This window comes from Streptomyces sp. NPDC000229, assembly GCF_040300825.1.
GTDB lineage: Bacteria > Actinomycetota > Actinomycetes > Streptomycetales > Streptomycetaceae > Streptomyces.
Genome location: NZ_JBEPEL010000111.1, coordinates 1 through 20,276, shown reverse-complemented (window position 1 = coordinate 20,276; position 20,276 = coordinate 1). Strand labels below are relative to the sequence as shown.

Genomic DNA, 20,276 nt, shown 5'->3' with positions numbered 1-20,276 from the left:
GGAGCCGCAGGCCGTCGAGGTGCCGGAGGCCGCTCCGGCGCGTCCGCGCCGCCGCGCGACCCGTAAGGCCACCGCCCCGGCGGGTGCCCCCCAGGCCACCGAGGAGCCGCAGGCCCCGGCCGAGGCACCGCAGGCCGTGGCCGCTGAGGCGTCCGAGGAGCCGCAGGCCGTCGAGGTGCCGGAGGCCGCTCCGGCGCGTCCGCGCCGCCGCGCGACCCGTAAGGCCACCGCCCCGGCGGGTGCCCCCCAGGTCACCGAGGAGCCGCAGGCCCCGACCGCCGACGAGCCGCAGGCGCCGGCCGCCGAGGAAGCCGCCGAGGAGCCCGAGGCCGCCCCGCGCCGTACCCGTCGCCGTGCCACCCGTAAGGCGACCGCTCCGGCGGGCGCCCCGCAGGCGCCGGCCGCCGAGGTCCGGGCGGAGGACGAGGACGTCACCGAGACGGGCGAGAGCCTGCCGGCCGACACCGTCGCGCAGATCTCCTCCGGCGAGGCCGGGGCCGAGGTCGCCGCCGCCGAGGAAGCCGCGTCCCGTGGCCGTACGCGGCGCCGGGCCGGCACCCCGCAGTTCACCGCCGAGCCGGTGAAGAAGCCCGAGCAGTCCCGTGGCCGCCGTGCCGCGCGGCCCGCCGTGCCCGTCTTCCAGGCCCCGGTCTTCACCGAGCCGATGTTCCAGACCCCGGAGACCGCCGCCGCCGCGGCCGCCGCCGAGGCCGCCGAGCAGGAGGAGGCGGAGGTCACCGAGACCGTCGCCCCGGCTCCCGTCGAGGTCGCCGAGCAGCCCGAGACCGGTGGTCGTCGCCGTCGCCGCCGCCGTGGCGAGCCGGCCGAGCCGGTCGTCGAGGCCGAGCCGGTCAAGGCCGCCCCGGCGGCCGACGCCGAGCCCGAGCCCGAGGCGGAGACCGAGGCCGAGGCCGAGGCGGAAGCCGCCGAGGGCGAGGAGACGGACGAGTTCGGCGAGCGCCCGTCGCGCCGCCGTCGTCGTGGTGGCCGCCGTCGCCGCCGTGGCGAGGCCACCGAGGCGGAGGAGGCCGAGGAGGCCGCCCGCGCCGAGGCCGAGGCCGACGAGCAGGAGGCCGAGGACGAGGAGCAGGACGAGGAGGCCGAGGAGCACGAGGCCGGCACCCCGTCCGCCGCCGGTACCAGCAGCTCGCGCCGCCGCCGTCGCCGTCGCCGTCGCAGCGGTGACGCGGGCGTCGAGGCGGAGACGCCCGGCGAGGAGGACGGCGTCCGTACGGTCGTCAAGGTCCGCGAGCCGCGTCCTGCCCGGGAGAAGGCCGAGCCGTCCGACGAGGTGCAGTCCATCAAGGGCTCGACCCGTCTGGAGGCGAAGAAGCAGCGCCGCCGCGAGGGCCGCGAGCAGGGCCGCCGCCGGGTGCCGATCATCACCGAGGCGGAGTTCCTGGCGCGCCGCGAGGCCGTCGAGCGCGTGATGGTCGTCCGCCAGAGCGGCGAGCGCACCCAGATCGGTGTCCTCGAGGACAACGTCCTCGTCGAGCACTACGTCAACAAGGAGCAGGCCACCAGCTACGTCGGCAACGTCTACCTGGGCAAGGTCCAGAACGTGCTGCCGTCCATGGAGGCCGCCTTCGTCGACATCGGCAAGGGCCGCAACGCCGTCCTGTACGCCGGTGAGGTGAACTTCGAGGCGCTCGGCATGGCCAACGGGCCGCGCCGTATCGAGACCGCGCTCAAGTCCGGCCAGTCCGTCCTCGTCCAGGTGACGAAGGACCCGATCGGCCACAAGGGCGCCCGCCTCACCAGCCAGGTCTCGCTGCCCGGCCGCTACCTGGTGTACGTGCCCGAGGGCTCGATGACCGGTATCAGCCGCAAGCTGCCCGACACCGAGCGCGCCCGGCTGAAGACCATCCTCAAGAAGATCGTCCCCGAGGACGCGGGCGTCATCGTGCGCACCGCCGCCGAGGGCGCGAGCGAGGACGAGCTGCGCCGTGACGTAGAGCGTCTGCAGGCGCAGTGGGAGGAGATCCAGCAGAAGGCGAAGAGCGGCAACGCCCCGACCCTTCTCTACGGTGAGCCCGACATGACCGTCCGGGTCGTCCGCGACATCTTCAACGAGGACTTCTCGAAGGTGATCGTCAGCGGCGACGAGGCGTGGAAGACCATCCACGGGTACGTGTCGCACGTCGCGCCCGACCTGACGGACCGTCTCCAGCGCTGGACGTCGGAGGTCGACGTCTTCGCCACGTACCGGATCGACGAGCAGCTGATGAAGGCGCTGGACCGCAAGGTCTGGCTGCCGTCCGGCGGTTCGCTGGTGATCGACAAGACCGAGGCGATGGTCGTGGTCGACGTCAACACCGGCAAGTTCACCGGCCAGGGCGGCAACCTGGAGGAGACCGTCACCAGGAACAACCTGGAGGCGGCCGAGGAGATCGTGCGCCAGCTGCGGCTGCGCGACCTGGGCGGCATCGTCGTCATCGACTTCATCGACATGGTGCTGGAGTCCAACCGGGACCTGGTGCTGCGGCGCCTGCTGGAGTGCCTGGGCCGGGACCGTACGAAGCACCAGGTCGCCGAGGTCACCTCGCTGGGCCTGGTCCAGATGACCCGCAAGCGGGTGGGCCAGGGCCTGCTGGAGTCCTTCTCCGAGACCTGTGTCCACTGCAACGGCCGTGGCGTGATCGTGCACATGGAGCAGCCGACCACCGCCGGTGGCGGCGGCAACGGCGGCAAGCGCGCCAAGAAGCGCGCCCGCGCCGCCGAGGCCGAGGCCGAGGCGGAGCTGGAGACCACCGGCACCGAGGAGGAGGCCGAGGAGACCGAGACCGAGGCCGAGGTCGCGGCGGAGATCGCCGCGCCGGTGGCGGTGGAGGAGCCGTTCCGTCCCGACGAGGAGCTGTACTCCAGCGTCGCGGAGGCCGAGGCGGCCGCGGGCCGTGGCCGTTCGCGCCGCCGGGTGTCCCGCAAGGCGACGGCTCCGGCCGGTGCGCCGAAGCCGGCCATGGAGCCCGAGCCGCAGCTCGCGGTCGCCGAGGTGGCCCCCGAGGCCATCGAGGTGCAGGCCCTTCCGGCGCTCGCGGTCGCCGCGGAGGAGGCACCCGCTCCCACCACTGCCGAGGCCCCGCAGGGCCGTACCCGGCGGCGTGCCACCCGCAAGGCGACCGCCCCGGCGGGCCCGCCGAAGCCGGTGGTGGCCGAGGAGGAGCCCGCGCCCACGGCCGCCCCGGTCCAGCCGGAGCCCGTCCGCGCCGAGCCGGTCCAGGAGCAGCAGTCGGTCCAGGACCAGCAGCCGGTCGCCGAGGAGGCCCCCGTGGCCGCCCCGCTGCGTCCGCGCCGCCGGGTGGTCCGCAAGGTCACCGCTCCGGCCGCTTCCCCGGCGGGTGCGGCGGAAGCCGCGGTCATCGTCGTGAGCAGCGGCTCCTCGGCGGAGTCCAAGACCGACGAGGCACCGGCGGCCGAGCCGTCCGAGGCGCCGGAGGTCCAGGCTCCGGAGGTCCAGGCACCGGAGGCGGAGGCCGCCGAGGCCGAGGCCCCGGCGAAGAAGGCCACGGCGCGCAAGACGGCCAAGAAGGCCCCGGCGAAGAAGGCCGCCGCCAAGAAGACGGCTGCCAAGAAGACGACCGCGGCCAAGAAGACGACGGCGGTGAAGAAGACGACGGCCAAGAAGACGGCCACCAAGTCGGCGACAAAGACGGCGAAGACGGCAAAGGCCGCCAAGTCGTCGCCGAAGGAGACCGTCCCGGCCGAGCAGTAGTCGGGCGGGCCCCGGTTCGCCGTGACAACGGTCACGGCGAACCGGGGCCACCTGACTGCCGAACAGTTGGCGAGCGGCGATTGAACGTTCTGTGTTCCACCCCGGATTACCCGGGGTCCGAACCCGGATTTCGTTTCGGAATCGATGCCCCCAACGGTTAACGGCCCAGAAATTGACCAGGAAATTCCTGATAATGTGACGCCGGTCGCTGCCGTGGGCGGGCCCCGCCCGAAGACTACGGTCGGTGACCGACCCGGTTCCGGGACAGACCGGTCCCAGCATTCCTCGGTAGGGCGTCGGCATCGCGCCGGAGGGGTAAGCGCGGCCTTGTTAGCCTCCGCAACACCCTTCAGACCTCTGCCACAAAGAGCTCTTGCGGTGTTCAAGGAGGACGTCCATGCCGAGCATCAACGAGCAGCCCATCCCCGCTGCCCGCCCGGTCATCGGTGAAGAAGAGATCGAGGCCGCGGTACGCGTACTGCGCACCGGCCGCGTCGTACAGGGCCCCGAAGTGGCCGCCTTCGAGGAGGGATTCTCCGAGCTGGTCGACGGCCGCCACTGCGTCGCCGTCAACTCCGGTACGTCGGCGCTGCACCTCCTTCTGATGGCGCTGAACATCGGCCCGGGTGACGAGGTGATCGTCCCGTCCTTCTCGTTCGCCGCCTCGGCGAACGCGGTCCGCCTCGTCGGCGCCGACGTCGTCTTCGTCGACATCGAGGCCGACAGCTTCAACATCGACCCGGCCGCCGTCGAGGCCGCCATCACCCCGCGCACCGCCGCGATCATGCCGGTCCACATCTACGGCAACCCGGCAGCCATGGACAAGATCATGGCTATCGCCGGGAAGCACAAGCTCGCGGTCGTCGAGGACGCCTGCCAGGCGCACGCCGCGGCGCTGGGCGGCACCCCGGTCGGCGCGTTCGGCTCCGGCGGCACGTTCAGCTTCTACCCGACGAAGAACATGCACTCCCTCGAGGGCGGCATGATCTCCACCGCGGACGCCGAGACCGCCCGCACCCTGCGCCTGCTGCGCAACCAGGGCATGGAGCAGCGGTACGCCAACGAGATCGTCGGCGCCAACATGCGCATGACGGACGTCGCCGCCGCCGTCGGCCGCGTGCAGCTGTCCAAGCTGCACGGCTGGACCGAGACGCGCATCGCCAACGCCGCGTACCTCACCGAGCACATCACCGCGCCGAACATCGTGACCCCCGTGGTCGCCGAGGGCGCGCGGCACATCTACCACCAGTACACGATCCGCGTGAAGGGTGGCGAGGGCGCCCGGGACGCCGCGATGGCGAAGCTCACCGAGGCGGGCGTCGGCAACGCCGTGTACTACCCGACCCCGATCCACCGGCTGAAGCCGTACTGGGAGCCGGACCAGAAGGCGGGCCGCAACTGGGACCTGCCCGAGACGGAGAAGGCCGCCGCCGAGGTCGTCTCGCTGCCCGTGCACCCCTCGCTGACCCAGAACGACCTTGAGCGCATCGTCACCGCCGTGAACGCGCTGGGAGAGAACCTGTGACTGCTGCTGGACTGCGGGCCGGTCTGATCGGCCTCGGCTCGATGGGACGCCACCACGCCCGCGTACTGGCCGGACTGGACGGCGTGACCCTCGTCGGCGTCGTCGACCCGATGGGCGACAAGAACGGCTGGGCGCAGGGCGCTCCCGTCCTGTCCACCGTCGAGGAACTGATCTCGCTGGGCATCGACTACGCCGTCGTCGCCTGCCCGACCGCGCTGCACGAGGAAGTCGGCCTGAAGCTCGCCGACGCCGGCGTCCACGCGCTGATCGAGAAGCCGGTCGCCGACACCGTCGACGGTGCCCGCCGCCTCGTCGAGGCCTTCGAGACGCGGAGCCTGGTGGCCGGCGTCGGCCACATCGAGCGCTGCAACCCGGCGCTGCGCAGCCTCCGCTCCCGCCTGGAGGCCGGCGAGCTGGGCGACGTGTACCAGGTCGTCACCCGCCGCCAGGGCCCCTTCCCGCACCGCATCGCGGACGTCGGCGTGGTCAAGGACCTCGCCACCCACGACATCGACCTGACGGGCTGGGTCACCGGCCAGCAGTACACGTCGATCGCCGCGCACACGGTGTCCAAGTCGGGCCGCCCGCACGAGGACATGGTCTCCGCCGTCGGCCAGCTCACCGACGGCACGATGGTCAACCACCTCGTCAACTGGCTGAGCCCGCTGAAGGAACGCTTCACGTCGGTCACCGGTGAGAAGGGCTGCTTCATCGCCGACACCCTCACCGCCGACCTCACGTTCTACTCCAACGCCGCCGTCGCCACCGAGTGGGAGGCGCTGCGCGCGTTCCGCGGGGTCTCCGAGGGCGACATGATCCGCTACGCCATTCCGAAGCGCGAGCCGCTCCTCGTCGAGCACGAGCTGTTCCGGGACGCCGTCCTCGGCAAGTCGGACGACATCTGCACGCTGCGCCAGGGTCTGCGTACGGTGGAGGTGGCCGCGGCCGTCATCGACTCCGCCGACCGCGGTGTCACCGTGCGGCTCACCCCGGAGGACGTGGCCAGTTGACCACACCCGATGTCACCGTCGTGGTAGCCGTGTACAACACGATGCCGTACCTCACCGAGTGCCTGAACTCGCTGGTGGGGCAGAGCATCGGGCTGGACCGGCTCGAGGTCGTGGCCGTCGACGACGGCTCGACCGACGACAGTGGCCGGGAACTGGACCGCTTCGCGGAGAAGTACCCGAACACTGTCAAGGTGATCCATCAGGCCAACTCCGGTGGCCCGGCTGCTCCCAGCAACCGGGCCCTGGAGCTGGCCACCGGTCGTTATGTGTACTTCATCGGCTCCGACGACTACCTGGGCGAGGAAGCCCTGGAGCGCATGGTGGCCTGTGCCGACCAGCACGGCTCCGACGTCGTCGTCGGCAAGATGGTGGGCACCAACGGCCGTTACGTCCACCAGGCGCTCTTCAAGAAGAGCGACCCGGACATCTCGCTGTACGACTCGGCCCTGCCGTTCACCCTGGCCAACACCAAGCTCTTCCGTCGCGAGCTGGTCGAGAAGTACTGCTTGCGCTTCCCCGAGGACCTGCCGGTCGGCTCCGACCAGCCGTTCACCCTGGAGGCGTGCGTACGGGCCGCGAAGATCTCGGTCCTCGCGGACTACACCTACTACTACGCGGTCAAGCGCGGCGACGCCAGCAACATCACCTACCGGGCGAACCACCTGTCGCGGCTGCGGTGCACCGAGCGGATCATGCACTTCGCGGCCTCGCTGATCGAGGCGGGTCCGCAGCGTGACGCCGTCCTCAAGCGTCACTTCACCTGGGAGCTCGCCAAGCTCATCCAGGACGACTTCCCGGCGCTGGACGCGGTGACGCGGACCGAGGTGTGCGCGGGCATCGCGAGGCTGGCGGACGACTACTTCACCGACGCGCTGCGCGACGCGATGGACGTCAAGCGGCGGGTGCGGATCTGCCTGGCCCGGCGCGGCGCCGTCGAGGAGCTCGTACGGGCCATCGAGGACGAGGCCGAGCACGGCTCGCCGCCGCTGCTGCTGGAGGACGGGCGGGCGTTCGTCCGCTACCCCGGCTTCCGTGACCCGGCCGTGGGGCTGCCCGACCGCGTGTACGAGGTGATCGGCGAGGCCGTCCCCGGCCGGCTGGCCGACGGCACCTCGCTGGTCGCGGCCGAGTGGGACCAGAACGGCGACGACATGGCCGTCGCCCTGACCGTACGGCTCGGGCTGGCCGGCGAGACCGGCTCCGCCGTCGTGAGGCTCGCCACCAAGGCCATGCCCAAGAGCGCCGACAAGCCCGGCGCCCGCAGGCTCCCCGTAGGACATGAACTGCCCGCGCCGGTGGGGGAGTTCACCCGCAAGCCGACCGAGGACGGCGAGGGAACCCTGCTGACCGCCCGTATCCCGGTCAAACCGAAGAGTGCCAAGCTCGGTGTGCGCGTGTACGCCGACGTGGCAGGCTCGGCGTACGAGATCCCCGTGCCGGTCCGTGGCGTGCCACTGCCCCTGGCGCGGCGCTGGCGCGAGGTGATCCCGTACCGGATCTCCGCCAACGCCAACCCCAAGGGGCGGCTGGTGATCACCACGGCTCCGCTCTGGGAGCCCTCGCTCGGCGTGGGCAAGCGACTGCGTCAACTGATGTCCCGTGTGAAGAGGAAACTGACCCGATGAATATCTGTGTAGTCGCGCTCGGCAAGATCGGCCTGCCGCTCGCCGTGCAGTTCGCCGCCAAGGGCCACAAGGTCATCGGCGCCGACGTCAACGAGAAGGTCGTCGAGCTGGTCAACGCCGGCACCGAGCCCTTCCCCGGCGAGCACGACCTCGACCGGCTGCTGAAGCAGACCGTCGACGCCGGTCTGCTGTCCGCGACCACCGACACCGCGGCCGCCGTCGCCCAGTCCGAGGCCGTCGTGGTCGTCGTCCCGCTGTTCGTGGACGCCGAGGGCACCCCCGACTTCGGCTGGATGGACTCCGCCACCAAGGCCATCGCCAAGGGCCTCAAGCCGGGCACCCTGGTCTCCTACGAGACCACCCTGCCGGTCGGCACCACCCGCACCCGCTGGGCGCCGATGCTGGAGGAGGGCTCCGGCCTGACCGCCGGCAAGGACTTCCACCTGGTCTTCTCCCCGGAGCGCGTCCTCACCGGCCGCGTCTTCGCCGACCTGCGCCGCTACCCCAAGCTCGTCGGCGGCATCGACGAGGCGTCGGCCAAGCACGGCGTCGAGTTCTACGAGCAGGTCCTCGACTTCGACGAGCGCGACGACCTGCCGCGCGCCAACGGCGTGTGGGACCTGGGCACCGCCGAGGCCTCCGAGCTGGCCAAGCTCGCCGAGACCACCTACCGCGACGTCAACATCGGTCTGGCCAACCAGTTCGCCCGGTTCGCCGACAAGCAGAACATCGACGTCCTGAAGGTCATCGAGGCCTGCAACTCGCAGCCCTACAGCCACATCCACCAGCCGGGCATCGCCGTCGGCGGCCACTGCATCCCGATCTACCCGCGGATGTACCTGTGGAACGACCCGGAGGCCACCGTCGTGCGCTCGGCCCGCGAGGCCAACGCCGCGATGCCCGAGTACGCCGTCGACCTGCTGGCCGCCGCCTACGGCGACCTGAAGGACGTGAACGTCCTCGTGCTGGGTGCCGCCTACCGCGGTGGTGTCAAGGAGACCGCGTTCTCCGGCGTCTTCGGCACCGTCGAGGCACTCAAGGCCCGCGGCGCCGTCCCGTACGTCTCCGACCCGATGTACACGGCCGAGGAGCTGGCTGCGCACGGCCTCACCCCGCACCAGGGCGAGAAGGTCACCGCCGCGATCCTCCAGGCCGACCACGCCGAGTACAAGGAGCTGGCCGCCTCCGACCTCCCGGACGTCACCGTCCTGGTCGACGGCCGCCGCACCACGGACCCGGCCCGCTGGGAGGGTGTCCGCCGCGTCGTCATCGGCGGCTGAGCACCCCCGCAACACCGCACGACCCGACCGTGGCCCTGCCCCGCACACCCGCGGGGCGGGGCCGACGCGCAGAAGGTTTCCCCATGACCTGGTTGATTACTGGCGGCGCCGGATTCATCGGCTCCCACGTCGTGAAGGCGATGGCCGAGGGCGGCGAGCGGATCGTCGTCCTGGACGACCTGAGCACGGGCCGCGCCGAGCGGCTCCCCGACGGCGTCCCCCTGGAGGTCGGTACCGTCCTCGACCGTGACGTCGTCGACCGCGTGCTGCGTGAGCACGGCGTCACCGGCATCGTGCACATCGCGGGCAAGAAGCAGGTCGCCGAGTCGGTCGCCAAGCCGCTGCACTACTACCGCGAGAACGTCGAGGGCCTCCGTACACTCCTGGAGGCGGCCGTCGAGGCCGGTGTGACCCGGTTCCTGTTCTCGTCGTCGGCCGCCGTGTACGGCATGCCCGACGTGGACCTGGTCACCGAGGCCACACCGTGCGCGCCCATCAACCCGTACGGCGAGACCAAGCTGGCCGGCGAGTGGCTGGTCACGGCCACGGGCCGGACGTACGGGATGGCGACCGCCTCGCTGCGGTACTTCAACGTGGCGGGCGCCGCCACGCCCGAGCTGGGCGACGACGGCGTCTTCAACCTCGTACCGATGGTGTTCGAACGCCTCACGGCCGACGAGCAGCCGCGGATCTTCGGCGACGACTACCCGACGCCCGACGGCACCTGCATCCGCGACTACATCCACGTCGAGGACATCGCCTCCGCGCACGTGGCCGCCGCCCGCCGGCTGGCCGCCGACCCGGACGCCTCGCTGATCCTGAACATCGGCCGTGGCGAGGGCGTCTCCGTCACGGAGATGGTCGGCATCATCCAGGACGTCACCGGCCGCACCGACATCAAGCCGCTCGTCACCGAGCGCCGCCCCGGCGACCCTGCCCGGGTGGTGGCCTCCGCCGACCGCATCGCCGAGGAGCTGGGCTGGAGGGCGCGGTACGGGGTGCGCGAGATGGTCGAGTCCGCGTGGGCGGGCTGGCAGCTGCGCCACCCGTAAGCACCGCGGATACGACGGAAGGGCCCCGGGATCGCTCCCGGGGCCCTTCCGCCGTACTGCCTACTGCCTAACGGTCTTCGAGGAACAGCTTGTCGAAGGCCTTGCTCACGACCGGCCAGTCCCACGTCGACAGCGCGTACTCCGACGCCAGCTTGCCGGCGTTCTGCCACGCCTCCTCGGTCGCCGTGGTCTCCAGGATCCGCTTCGCGGCCTCCTCCGTGGAGCCGACGACCCAGCCCTCCGGGTACAGCGTGCGGGCGCTGTTGGGCTTGCCCGCGTAGAACGGCCAGTCACGGGCGACGGGGACGGCGGCGCTCGCCGCGCCCTCCATCAGGCCCACGTGGCAGCCCTCACGTACCGACGAGGACAGGATCACGCCGATGTCGGTGAGCGCCGACGGCACGTCGTCGGTGGGGCCGAGCTTCAGCACGACGCCTTCCTCGATGAGCGGGGCGATCTCCTTGTCGAACTGGCGCCGGTAGTCGCGCGTCGCCCGGCTGGTCTTCGGGTTCATGTCGCCGCCCACCAGCAGCAGCCGGTAGCGCTCGTCCTTCTCCCGCAGCCGGCGCAGCACGTCCACGGCCCACATCGGGTCCTTGGCGACCTGGCTGATGCCCACCAGGCCCAGGTTGAACCGGGCGTCGGCCGGCTTCGGACGGGCGAAGCCCGACAGGTCCATGGCGTTGTCGATGAGGTGCGCACGCGGCGCGCTGTCACCGCGCAGCATCGGCACCAGCGACTCGACGAGGTCCTTCACGTGCGGGGCGACGTAGATCAGGTCGTCGATCCGCGAGAAGTCCGTCATGTGCGGCCAGCGCGTGAACGCCTCGTAGCTGTGCAGGCGGACGATGATCCGGGTGTCGCCCGGGTCGATCGTCGTCAGCATCGCCGCCGGGCCGACCGACCAGTCCAGGAAGACGGTGTCCGCCCAGTCCAGGTACGGCCGCATCAGCCGCTCCACTTCCTCCTGGTACGTGCTGGTGCCGCCGGCCAGGCGGTCCTCCAGCACCCGGCGGCCCGCCCAGGCGATCCGCTTGAGCGCCTTCTGCGCCGCCAGGTCGAGGTAGCGCAGCTCCACGCCCTCGTGGTTGCCGTACCGGTCCAGGATGTGGTGCAGGAAGTTGTCGTTGGCGCTGGTGGTGACCAGCAGCCGCAGCGGACGGCCCTTGGGGGCCGGTGCCGCCGGGGTCCTGCGGCCCTGGGGGCGGCTGAGCACGTCCATGACCTTGGAGCGGTACAGCGGCTTGACGAAGCCCTGCGCGTCCTTGGCGAGCGGGGACGACAGCTGGTCGATGTGCAGCACCCGGTGGAAGCCCAGGAACAGCGCACGGTCCAGCGCGAAGGACGCCTTCTCGTGGTTGCCCTCGGCGAACTGGGCGTCGGCGTGGGCGAGTTGCGCGGCGACCGCCTTGTCGAGGTCGCGCGGGTTCAGGCCCTTGCCGAGCTCCTTCATCACGGCCTCGTCCAGCAGCTGCGCCTTGAGCCCCAGGTCGGAGATCTTCGACGCGGCGGCGGCGAGCGCCAGCGCGGCGCCACTGGTGCGGCCCGCCCACTGCATGCCCTCGGCCACATAGCGGGAGGTCGCGATGCGCACCTTGGGCGGCACACCGGGCGCCGTGACGGCCGTACGCCACATCCGGGCGCCGACCGTGGAGCGCATCACCGGGCGGGCGGTGGCGTGCCGCATGACGGTGGCGGGCAACCCGTCCACGGAGCGGCGGACGTTCTGTTTGACGACGTCCAGCGGCGGCAGGACGCCCCGGCCGGCGGTGGAGCCCTTTTCCTTGACCCGGTCGACGGCCTTCAGGGCCGGCGCCAGACCGAAGTGGGCCTCCTCGACGCGGTAGTACTGCGCCAGGCGCCACACAGTGTAGACGGCGCCCGCGTCGAGCGCCACCAGGACGTCGGCCTTGCGGGCCAGCCGGCGCAGCACGCTGTCCCGCTCCGCCTGCATCCACACCTTCATCCCGCCCGGCGCCATACGGGCCTTGCGGCGCAGCGCCGTGCTGCGGAAGTTGAGGTTGCGGGGGAGCTGGTGGGTGCCGTCCAGCTCCATGGCGGCGAGTTCCTCGGCGACCGGCTCCAGGGGGAACGTACCGGCGAGGTACGTCTGCGCGCCCGCGGCGCGGAACTTGCGCACCGAGTCGGCGAACACGCCCAGCTGGGGCCGGACGCTGGCGATGAACAGGACGTTGGTCACAGCGACGGTCCTCCGGCGACGATCTGGTTCTCGGCGAGGGAAGCCGCGTCCGTGGTGTCCGTGCTCTGCGCCTTCAGGGCGGTGAAGTCGTCGATCAGCTGCTTCACGGCGGAGGTCATCAGCGCCTCGCGGGTGAACTGGTCGGCGTGCGCCATGGCTTCGGCGTGCACCTCGTCGCTCGTCTCCACCGCCATGTGCGCGGCCTTGATGAACGATTCGGTCAGCCCCTCCTCGTCGATGCCGACGGCACCCGTCCACAGCGGGTGGCCGCGCAGCACGTTCGAGGCGTCGTGCTCGACGACGTGCGCCGAGACGATCGGCAGACCGGTCGCCATGTACTCGTACACCTTGCCGGAGGTGACGTAACGGCCGCCGATGAGGATGAGGACCATCGCGTCCCAGCGGGCGTAGATGGACGCCACCTCGGCCTTGGCGGCGGGGCCGCCGAAGCGTACGCCGTCGACCTCGGCCTGCTTGAGGACCTCGGCGTGCCGGTTGGCCTCCCGGCCCGAGCCGTTGCCGATGTGGCCGCGCACCTCGAAGGTGGCATTGGCCAGCAGGGGCTCCTTCTCGCGGGCCGCGCGCCAGGCGTTCAGCACGGTCTCCAGGTGCGGGACCGTGAAGTTGACGGTGCCGAGGTAGCCGAACGCCAGGCCCGCCTCGGGGTTGGCGCGGTGCGCCTTGCCGGGCGAGCTGTCGGCGTCGTAGCCGTTGCGCACGACGTGGACGCGGTCGGCGAAGTCGGGGTAGCGGGTGCGGTAGTGCTCCGCGATCGGGTCGTTGACGACCCACAGGGAGAGCGCGTTGTCGAGGATCTTCTGCTCCCAGACACCCTCGGCGGAGTCGCGGGCGAACGCCTCGACGCCGTCGATGACGTCGATGGACCAGCCGTCGCGGAAGTCGACCGCGTACGGCACCTTCGCCTCCTCCCACAGCTTCCAGGCCGCGGCGAGGTTGACGTAGGGGACACAGCTGGCGAGCAGCAGGTCGGCCGGGTGCTCGCCGTGGATGCGGAGCACGGCCTGCTCCAGATCCTCGCGCCACTCACCGAAGTTGGGCTCGGGGAACGGCTCCATCTGGCGACGACGCAGCCGCGTCACCCACCCGTTCGGGTTGAGTGCGCGCTCCTCGCTGTAGAGACGGATGTCCGTCTCCAGGTCCTCACGCACCAAGGGCAGTTCGACGATCTTGATCTTCGGGTCGACCTGCTCCAGGAGGGTGAGGTCGACGCCGGAGTCCCTTTCCCACGACTCCTGCGCGATGGTGACGACGGTGACGTCCCAGCCCTGGTTGATGAACTGGTTCGCGGTCTCGCGCATGCGGTACGCGCAGCTCTTGGCCGCGGGCGGGAAACCGATGGCGAGGTAGATCACATGGGGCCGCTTGCCTGCCGCGGGCAGCCCGGACCTGGGAGACGCTGACATAACCGGTGACGCTAGCACGGTGACATGTGCGGAAAAGTGCCTCGTGAGAGGACCTGTCCGGTCACGCGTGCCGGCTGCCTCCCTTCCACTCTTCCATGATCCGGACTACGTTCTGGGCGGCCCGCCCGTCGCCGTACGGGGTGCCCGGGTCGGCCGTGGGCACCGCGCGGGTCACGGTCGCGGCCCACTCGTCGGCGGACAGCGTGTGCGGGTCGGGAACAAGGACGTTCCAGCCCGTGTCGACGGTTTCCACCCACTCCGTTTCGGGACGGATGGTCGTCGTGATGCGCTCCAGCAGGAACGCTTCCTTCTGCAGACCGCCCGAGTCGGTGACGACACCCGCCGAGGCGAGCACGGCGGCGACCAGACCGGCGTACGGCAGCGGACGGCCGACGTGCACGGAACCGGTGTTCAGCTCGATGTTGTGCGCCTGGGCGCGCGAGACCAGACGCGGGTGGGCGAGCAGCGCGACGGGGATCGGCAGGCCGGCCAGCGAGTCGATGATGGCGGCGAGCCGCTCCGGGTCGTCGGTGTTGTCCGGCCGGTGCAGCGTGGCCAGCAGGAACGGCTTGGACGGGTCGATGCCCTCGGGCAGCACGGGCGCGGCGTGCTTCCCGGCCAGGACGTCGTCCCGGATCTTCAGACAGATGTCGACCATCACGTCACCGGCCAGCACGGCACGGTCCTTCAGGCCCTCGTCGGCGAGGTGGCGCATGGCCTCCTCGGTCGGGGCGAGCAGGACGTCGGCGCAGTGGTCGGTCAGGACGCGGTTGTGCTCCTCCGGCATGCGCCGGTTGAAGGAGCGCAGACCCGCCTCCAGGTGGGCGACCGGCAGGTGCATCTTCACGGCCGAAAGGGCACCGGCGATGGTGGAGTTGGTGTCGCCGTAGACCAGCACCCAGTCCGGCTTCTCGCGCTCCAGGACCGGGTCGAGCGCGGAGAGCACGGCACCGGTCTGGACGCCGTGGCTGCCGGAGCCGACGCCCAGGTGGACGTCCGGGTCAGGGATGCCGAGGCCGTCGAAGAAGACGTCGGAGAGGTCGGCGTCGTAGTGCTGCCCGGTGTGCACGATGAAGTGCTCGTGCTCCGTCTCGGCGAACGCGGCCGCGATGGGGGCGAGCTTCACCAATTGGGGACGTGCGCCGACGATGCTGATGACTTTCACTGAGCACTCTTCTTCTACTGGGACAGGTCAATGAGGGAGGCGTGCCGTGCCATCGTAGGCAATGGCCGGGATGACCAGGCCCGCGGCCGGAGCATGGGGTGGAACGCCGGGGTCCGACGGCGGTGGTCAGACATGGTCAGAAGGTGCCTGCGCACCTGTGAACGGCGGGGATAACGATTCCGTGAACAGTTGACGGCGAGGTTTCGCGGCGGTTCTCAGGGCCGTACGGAGCGGGGCCCGAGGCATTCCGCGCCGTGTGCCGCCACCCGTCGGCGCAGTTCCCGGTCGGCCGTCACCACCACGCAGCGGCGCCCCGCCGCGGCCGCCTCGCCCGCCAGCTCCACGATCCGGTCGTCGCCGCTGCCCGGCGCCGCGTCGACCCGCACCCCGGGCACCGGTTCCACCCCCCGGGCCCGGCCCTCGACGACGAGGACGACCTCCAGCGGGCCCGGGTGCCCGGCCACCCCGTCGGCGGCACAGGGTACGAGCCGGTCACGCAGCCGCTCGGCGGCTCCGCGGCGGTCCCGCCACCAGCCGTCCGGCACCGATCCGACGACGTTCGCGGCGTCCACGACGAGAAGAGTGAGCACGGTCACGAGGGTCCCATGGGGGGCGGTCGGTTGGGCCGTTCGGGGGGACTGGGGAACAGGCGCCAGAATGCTATCGTCGCGCAAGCTTGGGGGAACTGTGCGTGAACTGTTTGAACTGTTTGAACTGTTCAGGGGAAGGTCGGCGGTGAGCCATGGCGGTGTGGTCCGCGCGGAAATCCAAGCGTCCTGCGGAAGCCCCGTCGCGCCGTAGCGCCGCCACGGCCGGTGCCCCGCTCCCCGGCGCCTCCCTCCCGGCCACCACCGACTGGCTGGTGCGCGGCAAGGACGGCCGCCTCACGGCGTACGCCCCGGTCGAGGGCGCCGTGCTGCGCTGGACCGAGAAGCACCCGGGCGGCCCCGACTGGACCGGCCCTGAGACGATCCCGGCGCCCCACATCGACCCGCACGTCTCCATAGCCCAGGGCGCCGACGGCTACGTCCATCTCGTGGCGCTGCGCCGCACGCGCCTCGCGGACGGCACCCCCGCCACCGACGTGGTCTTCGCCCTCCAGTACCAGTCCGGCCTGGCCGTGCGGGACTGGGCCGTGGTCGGCAACCCGTACCCGAACGACCCGGAGCTCGCCGCCGAGATCGGCCCGCCCGCGGCCGTCATCGACTCCGAGGGCTCGCTGCACGTCTTCGTACGCAATGTGGGCGGCGGGATCTGCGGGCGCTCCTCGGTGCCCTCGGGCAAGTGGAACAAGTGGGCCGACCTCAAGGGCAGCGGGATCACCGGTCCCATCCGGGCGTCGATCACCTCCGACGGCCTGATGGAGCTGACCGCGCCCGCTGAGGACCACATCCTGCGCTGGACACAGGAGACCAAGGGCGTGAAGTTCCAGCGGGCCGAGGACGTCCCGGCCCGTGCCGACGCGGGCTCCCTGTCCTCCGAGCGCACCGGAGCCGGCCGCCTCACCCACTTCTGGCACGACGCCGACGACGGTACGGTCCGGGCCTGGCGCCCCTCCGACAAGGCCCCGTCCGTCCTGGGCTCCGGGACGGGCACCGGGCCGGTCGCGCTGCTCCGTACGGCCGTCGACGGCCACGACTGCACGATCATGGCCCGCCGGGACGCCGCCACCGGCCGTCCCGCCCTCGCCGCGTACCCGACCGAGGACGAGGCGCTCGGCGCCACCTGGACGCTCACCGGCGAACCGTGCGTGGGCGCCCCCGCGCTGGCGGTCGACGGCCGGGGCCGCGTCGTGATGGCCGCCTTCGGCACCGACGGCACGCTGCGCGTCGCCCGCCAGAAGCCCGAGCCGGGCCTCGCCCTGGAGGCGTGGGCGCGGGTGTGACGCGTTCCGCCGGCCCGGACCGGTGCGCCGGCAGCGGCGGTGTCCCGCCTGCCCGCGCCCCGGGAGCCGCCCGCCCGGCGACGGCCGCCCACGCGTTCCGTCGGCGAGGCCGACGGAAGAAACAGGACGGGTCCCGGGCATCGCGCCCGGGACCCGTCCTGCTCCGACAACGAGCGCGTGTCAGTCCCGCTCGGTCAGCGTGCCGTCCTTCTCCTCGTACAGCGCACCCGTCTTCGGGCACTCCCACACACCCGGCTCGCCGTCCCGCTCCACCAGCTTGACGCCGGCCCGGCCGACCCAGCCGATCTGCCGCGCCGGAACGCCCACGACCAGCGCGAAGTCCGGAACGTCCTTGGTGACGACCGCACCGGCGGCCACCATCGCCCAGCGGCCGATCTCCAGCGGCGCCACACACACCGAGCGTGCGCCGATCGAGGCACCATCGGCGATCTTCACGCCCACGGCCTCCCAGTCGCCGCCCCGCTTCTGCTTGAAGTCGGGGTCGACGGAGCGCGGGTTGTGGTCGTTGGTGAGGACGACGGCGGGACCGATGAAGACACCGTCGCCGAGCTCGGCCGGCTCGTAGACCAGGGCGTAGTTCTGCAGCTTGCAGTTGTCGCCCATGCGTACGCCCGTGCCGACGTACGCACCGCGGCCGATCACGCAGCCCTCGCCGAGCTTCGCTCCCTCGCGGATCTGCGCGAGCTCCCACACACTGCTCCCGGCGCCGATCTCGGCGTTGTCGGCGACCTGTGCGGTGGGCTGGACCCTGTAGTTCATGCTCTGCCTTCCGGTGTGCGGCTTCCCGCGGCTTGCCCGGTGAGCATACGGGCGGTGCTCCGGCCGGACCCTTGACGGGCCGGTTTGACCCCCGGGAGTGGGGACCGTAACCTTGACCGTCGGCGTGTTTCCATGCGCGCCAACTCCTGAGCACCTCCCTTCCGGCCGGACTCGGTCCGTGGTTGGAAGAGGCCGCTCGTCCCCACCCGGACAGTCACGGACCCGCCGGTCCGTGCGGGCGGCTGGCATCAGGGGTTTCCGTTCCGAGCGAGAGAGAGATCCGCGTGTACGCCATCGTGCGCAGCGGTGGTCGCCAGCACAAGGTTGCTGTCGGCGACATCGTTGAGGTTGACAAGATTTCCACTGCCAAGGTTGGCGACACGGTCGAGCTCTCGACCCTGCTCGTTGTCGACGGCGACGCTGTGACCAGCGACCCGTGGGTGCTGGCCGGCATCAAGGTCACGGCCGAGGTCGTGGACCACCACAAGGGCGCCAAGATCGACATCCTGCGCTACAAGAACAAGACCGGCTACCGCCGTCGTCAGGGCCACCGCCAGCAGTACACGGCGATCAAGGTCACGGCGATCCCCACGGCTGCGAAGTAAGGGACTGAGGAGACATGGCACACAAGAAGGGCGCATCGTCCACCCGGAACGGTCGCGACTCCAACGCTCAGCGGCTCGGCGTGAAGCGCTTCGGCGGTCAGGTCGTCAACGCCGGTGAGATCCTGGTCCGCCAGCGTGGCACCCACTTCCACCCCGGTTCGGGCGTCGGTCGTGGCGGCGACGACACGCTGTTCGCGCTGCAGGCCGGTGCGGTGCAGTTCGGCACCTTCCGTGGCCGCAAGGTCGTGAACATCGTTCCGACCGCTGCCTGATCGGGCTGTTCGGTTCTTTGCGAGGGCGGACCTCTCTTCCCGTACGTATCGGGAAGCGGGTCCGCCCTTCGCGTGTTAACACGTAGACATTTCCGTACGTACTGTCGTAACTGGAGGCACAGAACATGACCACCTTCGTGGACCGCGTCGAGCTGCATGTCGCCGCGGGTAACGGAGGCCACGGCTGTGCCTCCGTTCACCGTGAGAAGTTCAAGCCGCTCGGCGGCCCCGACGGGGGCAACGGCGGCCGGGGCGGTGATGTGATCCTGGTCGTCGACCAGTCGGTCACCACGCTCCTCGACTATCACCACTCGCCGCACCGCAAGGCCACCAACGGCAAGCCCGGCGAGGGCGGCAACCGGTCCGGCAAGGACGGCCAGGACCTGATCCTGCCGGTGCCGGACGGCACGGTCGTCCTCGACAGGAAGGGCAACGTGCTGGCCGACCTGGTCGGGCACGGCACGTCGTACGTCGCCGCCGAGGGCGGCCGCGGCGGCCTCGGCAACGCGGCGCTGGCCTCGGCCCGCCGCAAGGCGCCGGGCTTCGCGCTGCTGGGCGAGCCGGGGCGGTCCGGCGACATCGTCCTGGAGCTCAAGACGGTGGCGGACGTGGCCCTGGTGGGCTACCCCAGCGCCGGGAAGTCGTCGCTGATCTCCGTGCTGTCCGCCGCCAAGCCCAAGATCGCGGACTACCCCTTCACGACGCTGGTCCCGAACCTGGGCGTCGTCACCGCCGGCTCCACCGTCTACACCATCGCGGACGTCCCCGGCCTCATCCCGGGCGCCAGCCAGGGCCGCGGCCTCGGCCTGGAGTTCCTCCGCCACGTCGAGCGCTGCTCGGTCCTCGTCCACGTCCTCGACACGGCGACGCTGGAGTCCGACCGAGACCCGGTCACCGACCTCGATGTCATCGAGGAGGAGCTGAAGCAGTACGGCGGCCTCGACGACCGTCCCCGGATCGTCGTCCTCAACAAGATCGACATCCCGGACGGCAAGGACCTCGCGGAGATGATCCGCCCGGACCTGGAGGCACGCGGCTACCGCGTCTTCGAGGTCTCGGCCGTCGCCCACATGGGCCTGAAGGAGCTGTCCTTCGCGCTGGCCGAGATCGTGGCCCAGGCGCGGGCGGCCAAGCCCAAGGAGGAGGCGACCCGGATCGTCATCCGCCCGAAGGCGGTCGACGACGCGGGCTTCACGGTCACGCAGGAGGAGGACGGCCTCTTCCGCGTGCGCGGCGAGAAGCCGGAGCGCTGGGTGCGCCAGACGGACTTCAACAACGACGAGGCCGTCGGCTACCTGGCGGACCGCCTCAACCGCCTCGGAGTCGAGGACGAGCTGATGAAGGCCGGAGCCCGCGCGGGCGACGGCGTGGCCATCGGCCCGGAGGAGGACGCGGTCGTCTTCGACTGGGAGCCCACGATGATGGCGGGCGCGGAGATGCTCGGCCGACGCGGCGAGGACCACCGCATGGAGGCCCCGCGCCCGGCCGCGCAGCGCCGCCGCGACCGGCAGGCGGAGCGGGACGAGGCGGACCGCGAGTTCGACGGCTTCGACCCCTTCTAGGCCCTCGGCCCCGGGCCCCGCGCCCCGTGCCCGACGGCGCACCCCGCCCGGTGCGGCGGGGGCGTCGGGGCGCCCCGTGTCGGGTGCCCGCCGGGTACGTACGGACCCCGATGGAGCGGGAGAGCCTCGCGGACGCCACGGAGGCGGTCCGTGCCGTCGTCGGGGACGCCGCCTTCGAC

The 20,276-nt window shown here is 71.4% G+C and carries 15 protein-coding genes; 10 read left to right on the top strand and 5 right to left on the bottom strand.

The genetic code is table 11. The features are described from left to right. The 6 genes from ABT360_RS32585 to galE all read left to right on the top strand — a co-directional run. A partial coding sequence (locus tag ABT360_RS32585) for an Rne/Rng family ribonuclease (protein WP_444852366.1) occupies positions 1–3,712 on the top strand: 3,712 nt, incomplete at its 5' end. 397 nt (positions 3,713–4,109) lie between these two features. Next, a complete protein-coding gene (locus tag ABT360_RS32580; RefSeq protein WP_351824682.1) occupies positions 4,110–5,237 on the top strand; it encodes a DegT/DnrJ/EryC1/StrS family aminotransferase in 1,128 nt (375 codons plus the stop codon). Beyond that, positions 5,234–6,247 carry a Gfo/Idh/MocA family protein gene (locus ABT360_RS32575; protein WP_351824679.1) on the top strand — a complete coding sequence of 338 codons (1,014 nt, stop codon included), beginning with the start codon at positions 5,234–5,236 and terminating at the stop codon, positions 6,245–6,247. Before ABT360_RS32580 ends, ABT360_RS32575 begins: the two co-directional genes overlap by 4 nt. Then, the gene (locus ABT360_RS32570) at positions 6,244–7,872 is read left to right on the top strand and encodes a glycosyltransferase family 2 protein (protein ID WP_351824676.1); all 1,629 of its coding nucleotides are present in this window, start codon (positions 6,244–6,246) and stop codon (positions 7,870–7,872) included. Before ABT360_RS32575 ends, ABT360_RS32570 begins: the two co-directional genes overlap by 4 nt. Continuing rightward, a complete protein-coding gene (locus ABT360_RS32565; RefSeq protein ID WP_351824673.1) occupies positions 7,869–9,152 on the top strand; it encodes a nucleotide sugar dehydrogenase in 1,284 nt (427 codons plus the stop codon). The genes ABT360_RS32570 and ABT360_RS32565 overlap by 4 nt, the downstream gene beginning before the upstream one ends. 83 nt (positions 9,153–9,235) lie before the next feature. Beyond that, positions 9,236–10,204: a UDP-glucose 4-epimerase GalE gene (gene galE, locus ABT360_RS32560; protein WP_351824670.1), complete on the top strand. Its 969-nt coding sequence runs from the start codon at positions 9,236–9,238 to the stop codon at positions 10,202–10,204. 67 nt (positions 10,205–10,271) lie between these two features. On the opposite strand, the gene ABT360_RS32555 is transcribed toward galE, so the two are convergent. The 4 genes from ABT360_RS32555 to ABT360_RS32540 form a co-directional block, all read right to left on the bottom strand. Further along, positions 10,272–12,404: a glycosyltransferase family 1 protein gene (locus ABT360_RS32555; RefSeq protein WP_351824667.1), complete on the bottom strand. Its 2,133-nt coding sequence runs from the start codon at positions 12,402–12,404 to the stop codon at positions 10,272–10,274. Next, the gene (locus ABT360_RS32550) at positions 12,401–13,777 is read right to left on the bottom strand and encodes a glycosyltransferase (RefSeq protein ID WP_351824685.1); all 1,377 of its coding nucleotides are present in this window, start codon (positions 13,775–13,777) and stop codon (positions 12,401–12,403) included. The genes ABT360_RS32555 and ABT360_RS32550 overlap by 4 nt, the downstream gene beginning before the upstream one ends. Before the next feature lie 112 nt (positions 13,778–13,889). Continuing rightward, positions 13,890–14,993: a non-hydrolyzing UDP-N-acetylglucosamine 2-epimerase gene (gene wecB, locus ABT360_RS32545; protein ID WP_351824664.1), complete on the bottom strand. Its 1,104-nt coding sequence runs from the start codon at positions 14,991–14,993 to the stop codon at positions 13,890–13,892. A 215-nt stretch (positions 14,994–15,208) separates the two neighbouring features. Next, positions 15,209–15,583: an NTP pyrophosphohydrolase gene (locus ABT360_RS32540; RefSeq protein WP_444852365.1), complete on the bottom strand. Its 375-nt coding sequence runs from the start codon at positions 15,581–15,583 to the stop codon at positions 15,209–15,211. Positions 15,584–15,735: 152 nt separating this feature from the next. On the opposite strand from ABT360_RS32540, the gene ABT360_RS32535 reads away from it, so the two are divergent. Then, positions 15,736–16,878: a hypothetical protein gene (locus tag ABT360_RS32535; RefSeq protein WP_351824658.1), complete on the top strand. Its 1,143-nt coding sequence runs from the start codon at positions 15,736–15,738 to the stop codon at positions 16,876–16,878. 180 nt (positions 16,879–17,058) lie between these two features. Here ABT360_RS32535 and ABT360_RS32530 read toward each other — a convergent pair whose 3' ends face one another. After that, entirely contained in the window at positions 17,059–17,658 is a 600-nt protein-coding gene (locus ABT360_RS32530; RefSeq protein ID WP_351824655.1) for an acyltransferase, read from the bottom strand. A 284-nt stretch (positions 17,659–17,942) separates the two neighbouring features. Between ABT360_RS32530 and rplU the strand changes: the two genes are divergently transcribed. The 3 genes from rplU (at position 17,943) to obgE (ending at position 20,097) form a co-directional block, all read left to right on the top strand. Then, entirely contained in the window at positions 17,943–18,263 is a 321-nt protein-coding gene (gene rplU / locus ABT360_RS32525; RefSeq protein WP_156694430.1) for a 50S ribosomal protein L21, read from the top strand. A 14-nt stretch (positions 18,264–18,277) separates the two neighbouring features. Next, the gene (gene rpmA, locus ABT360_RS32520; protein WP_156694431.1) at positions 18,278–18,535 is read left to right on the top strand and encodes a 50S ribosomal protein L27; all 258 of its coding nucleotides are present in this window, start codon (positions 18,278–18,280) and stop codon (positions 18,533–18,535) included. Between the two features lie 125 nt (positions 18,536–18,660). Then, complete coding sequence (gene obgE, locus ABT360_RS32515) at positions 18,661–20,097, top strand: GTPase ObgE (RefSeq protein ID WP_351824650.1); 1,437 nt, start codon at positions 18,661–18,663, stop codon at positions 20,095–20,097. The last annotated feature ends 179 nt before the right edge of the window (positions 20,098–20,276 follow it).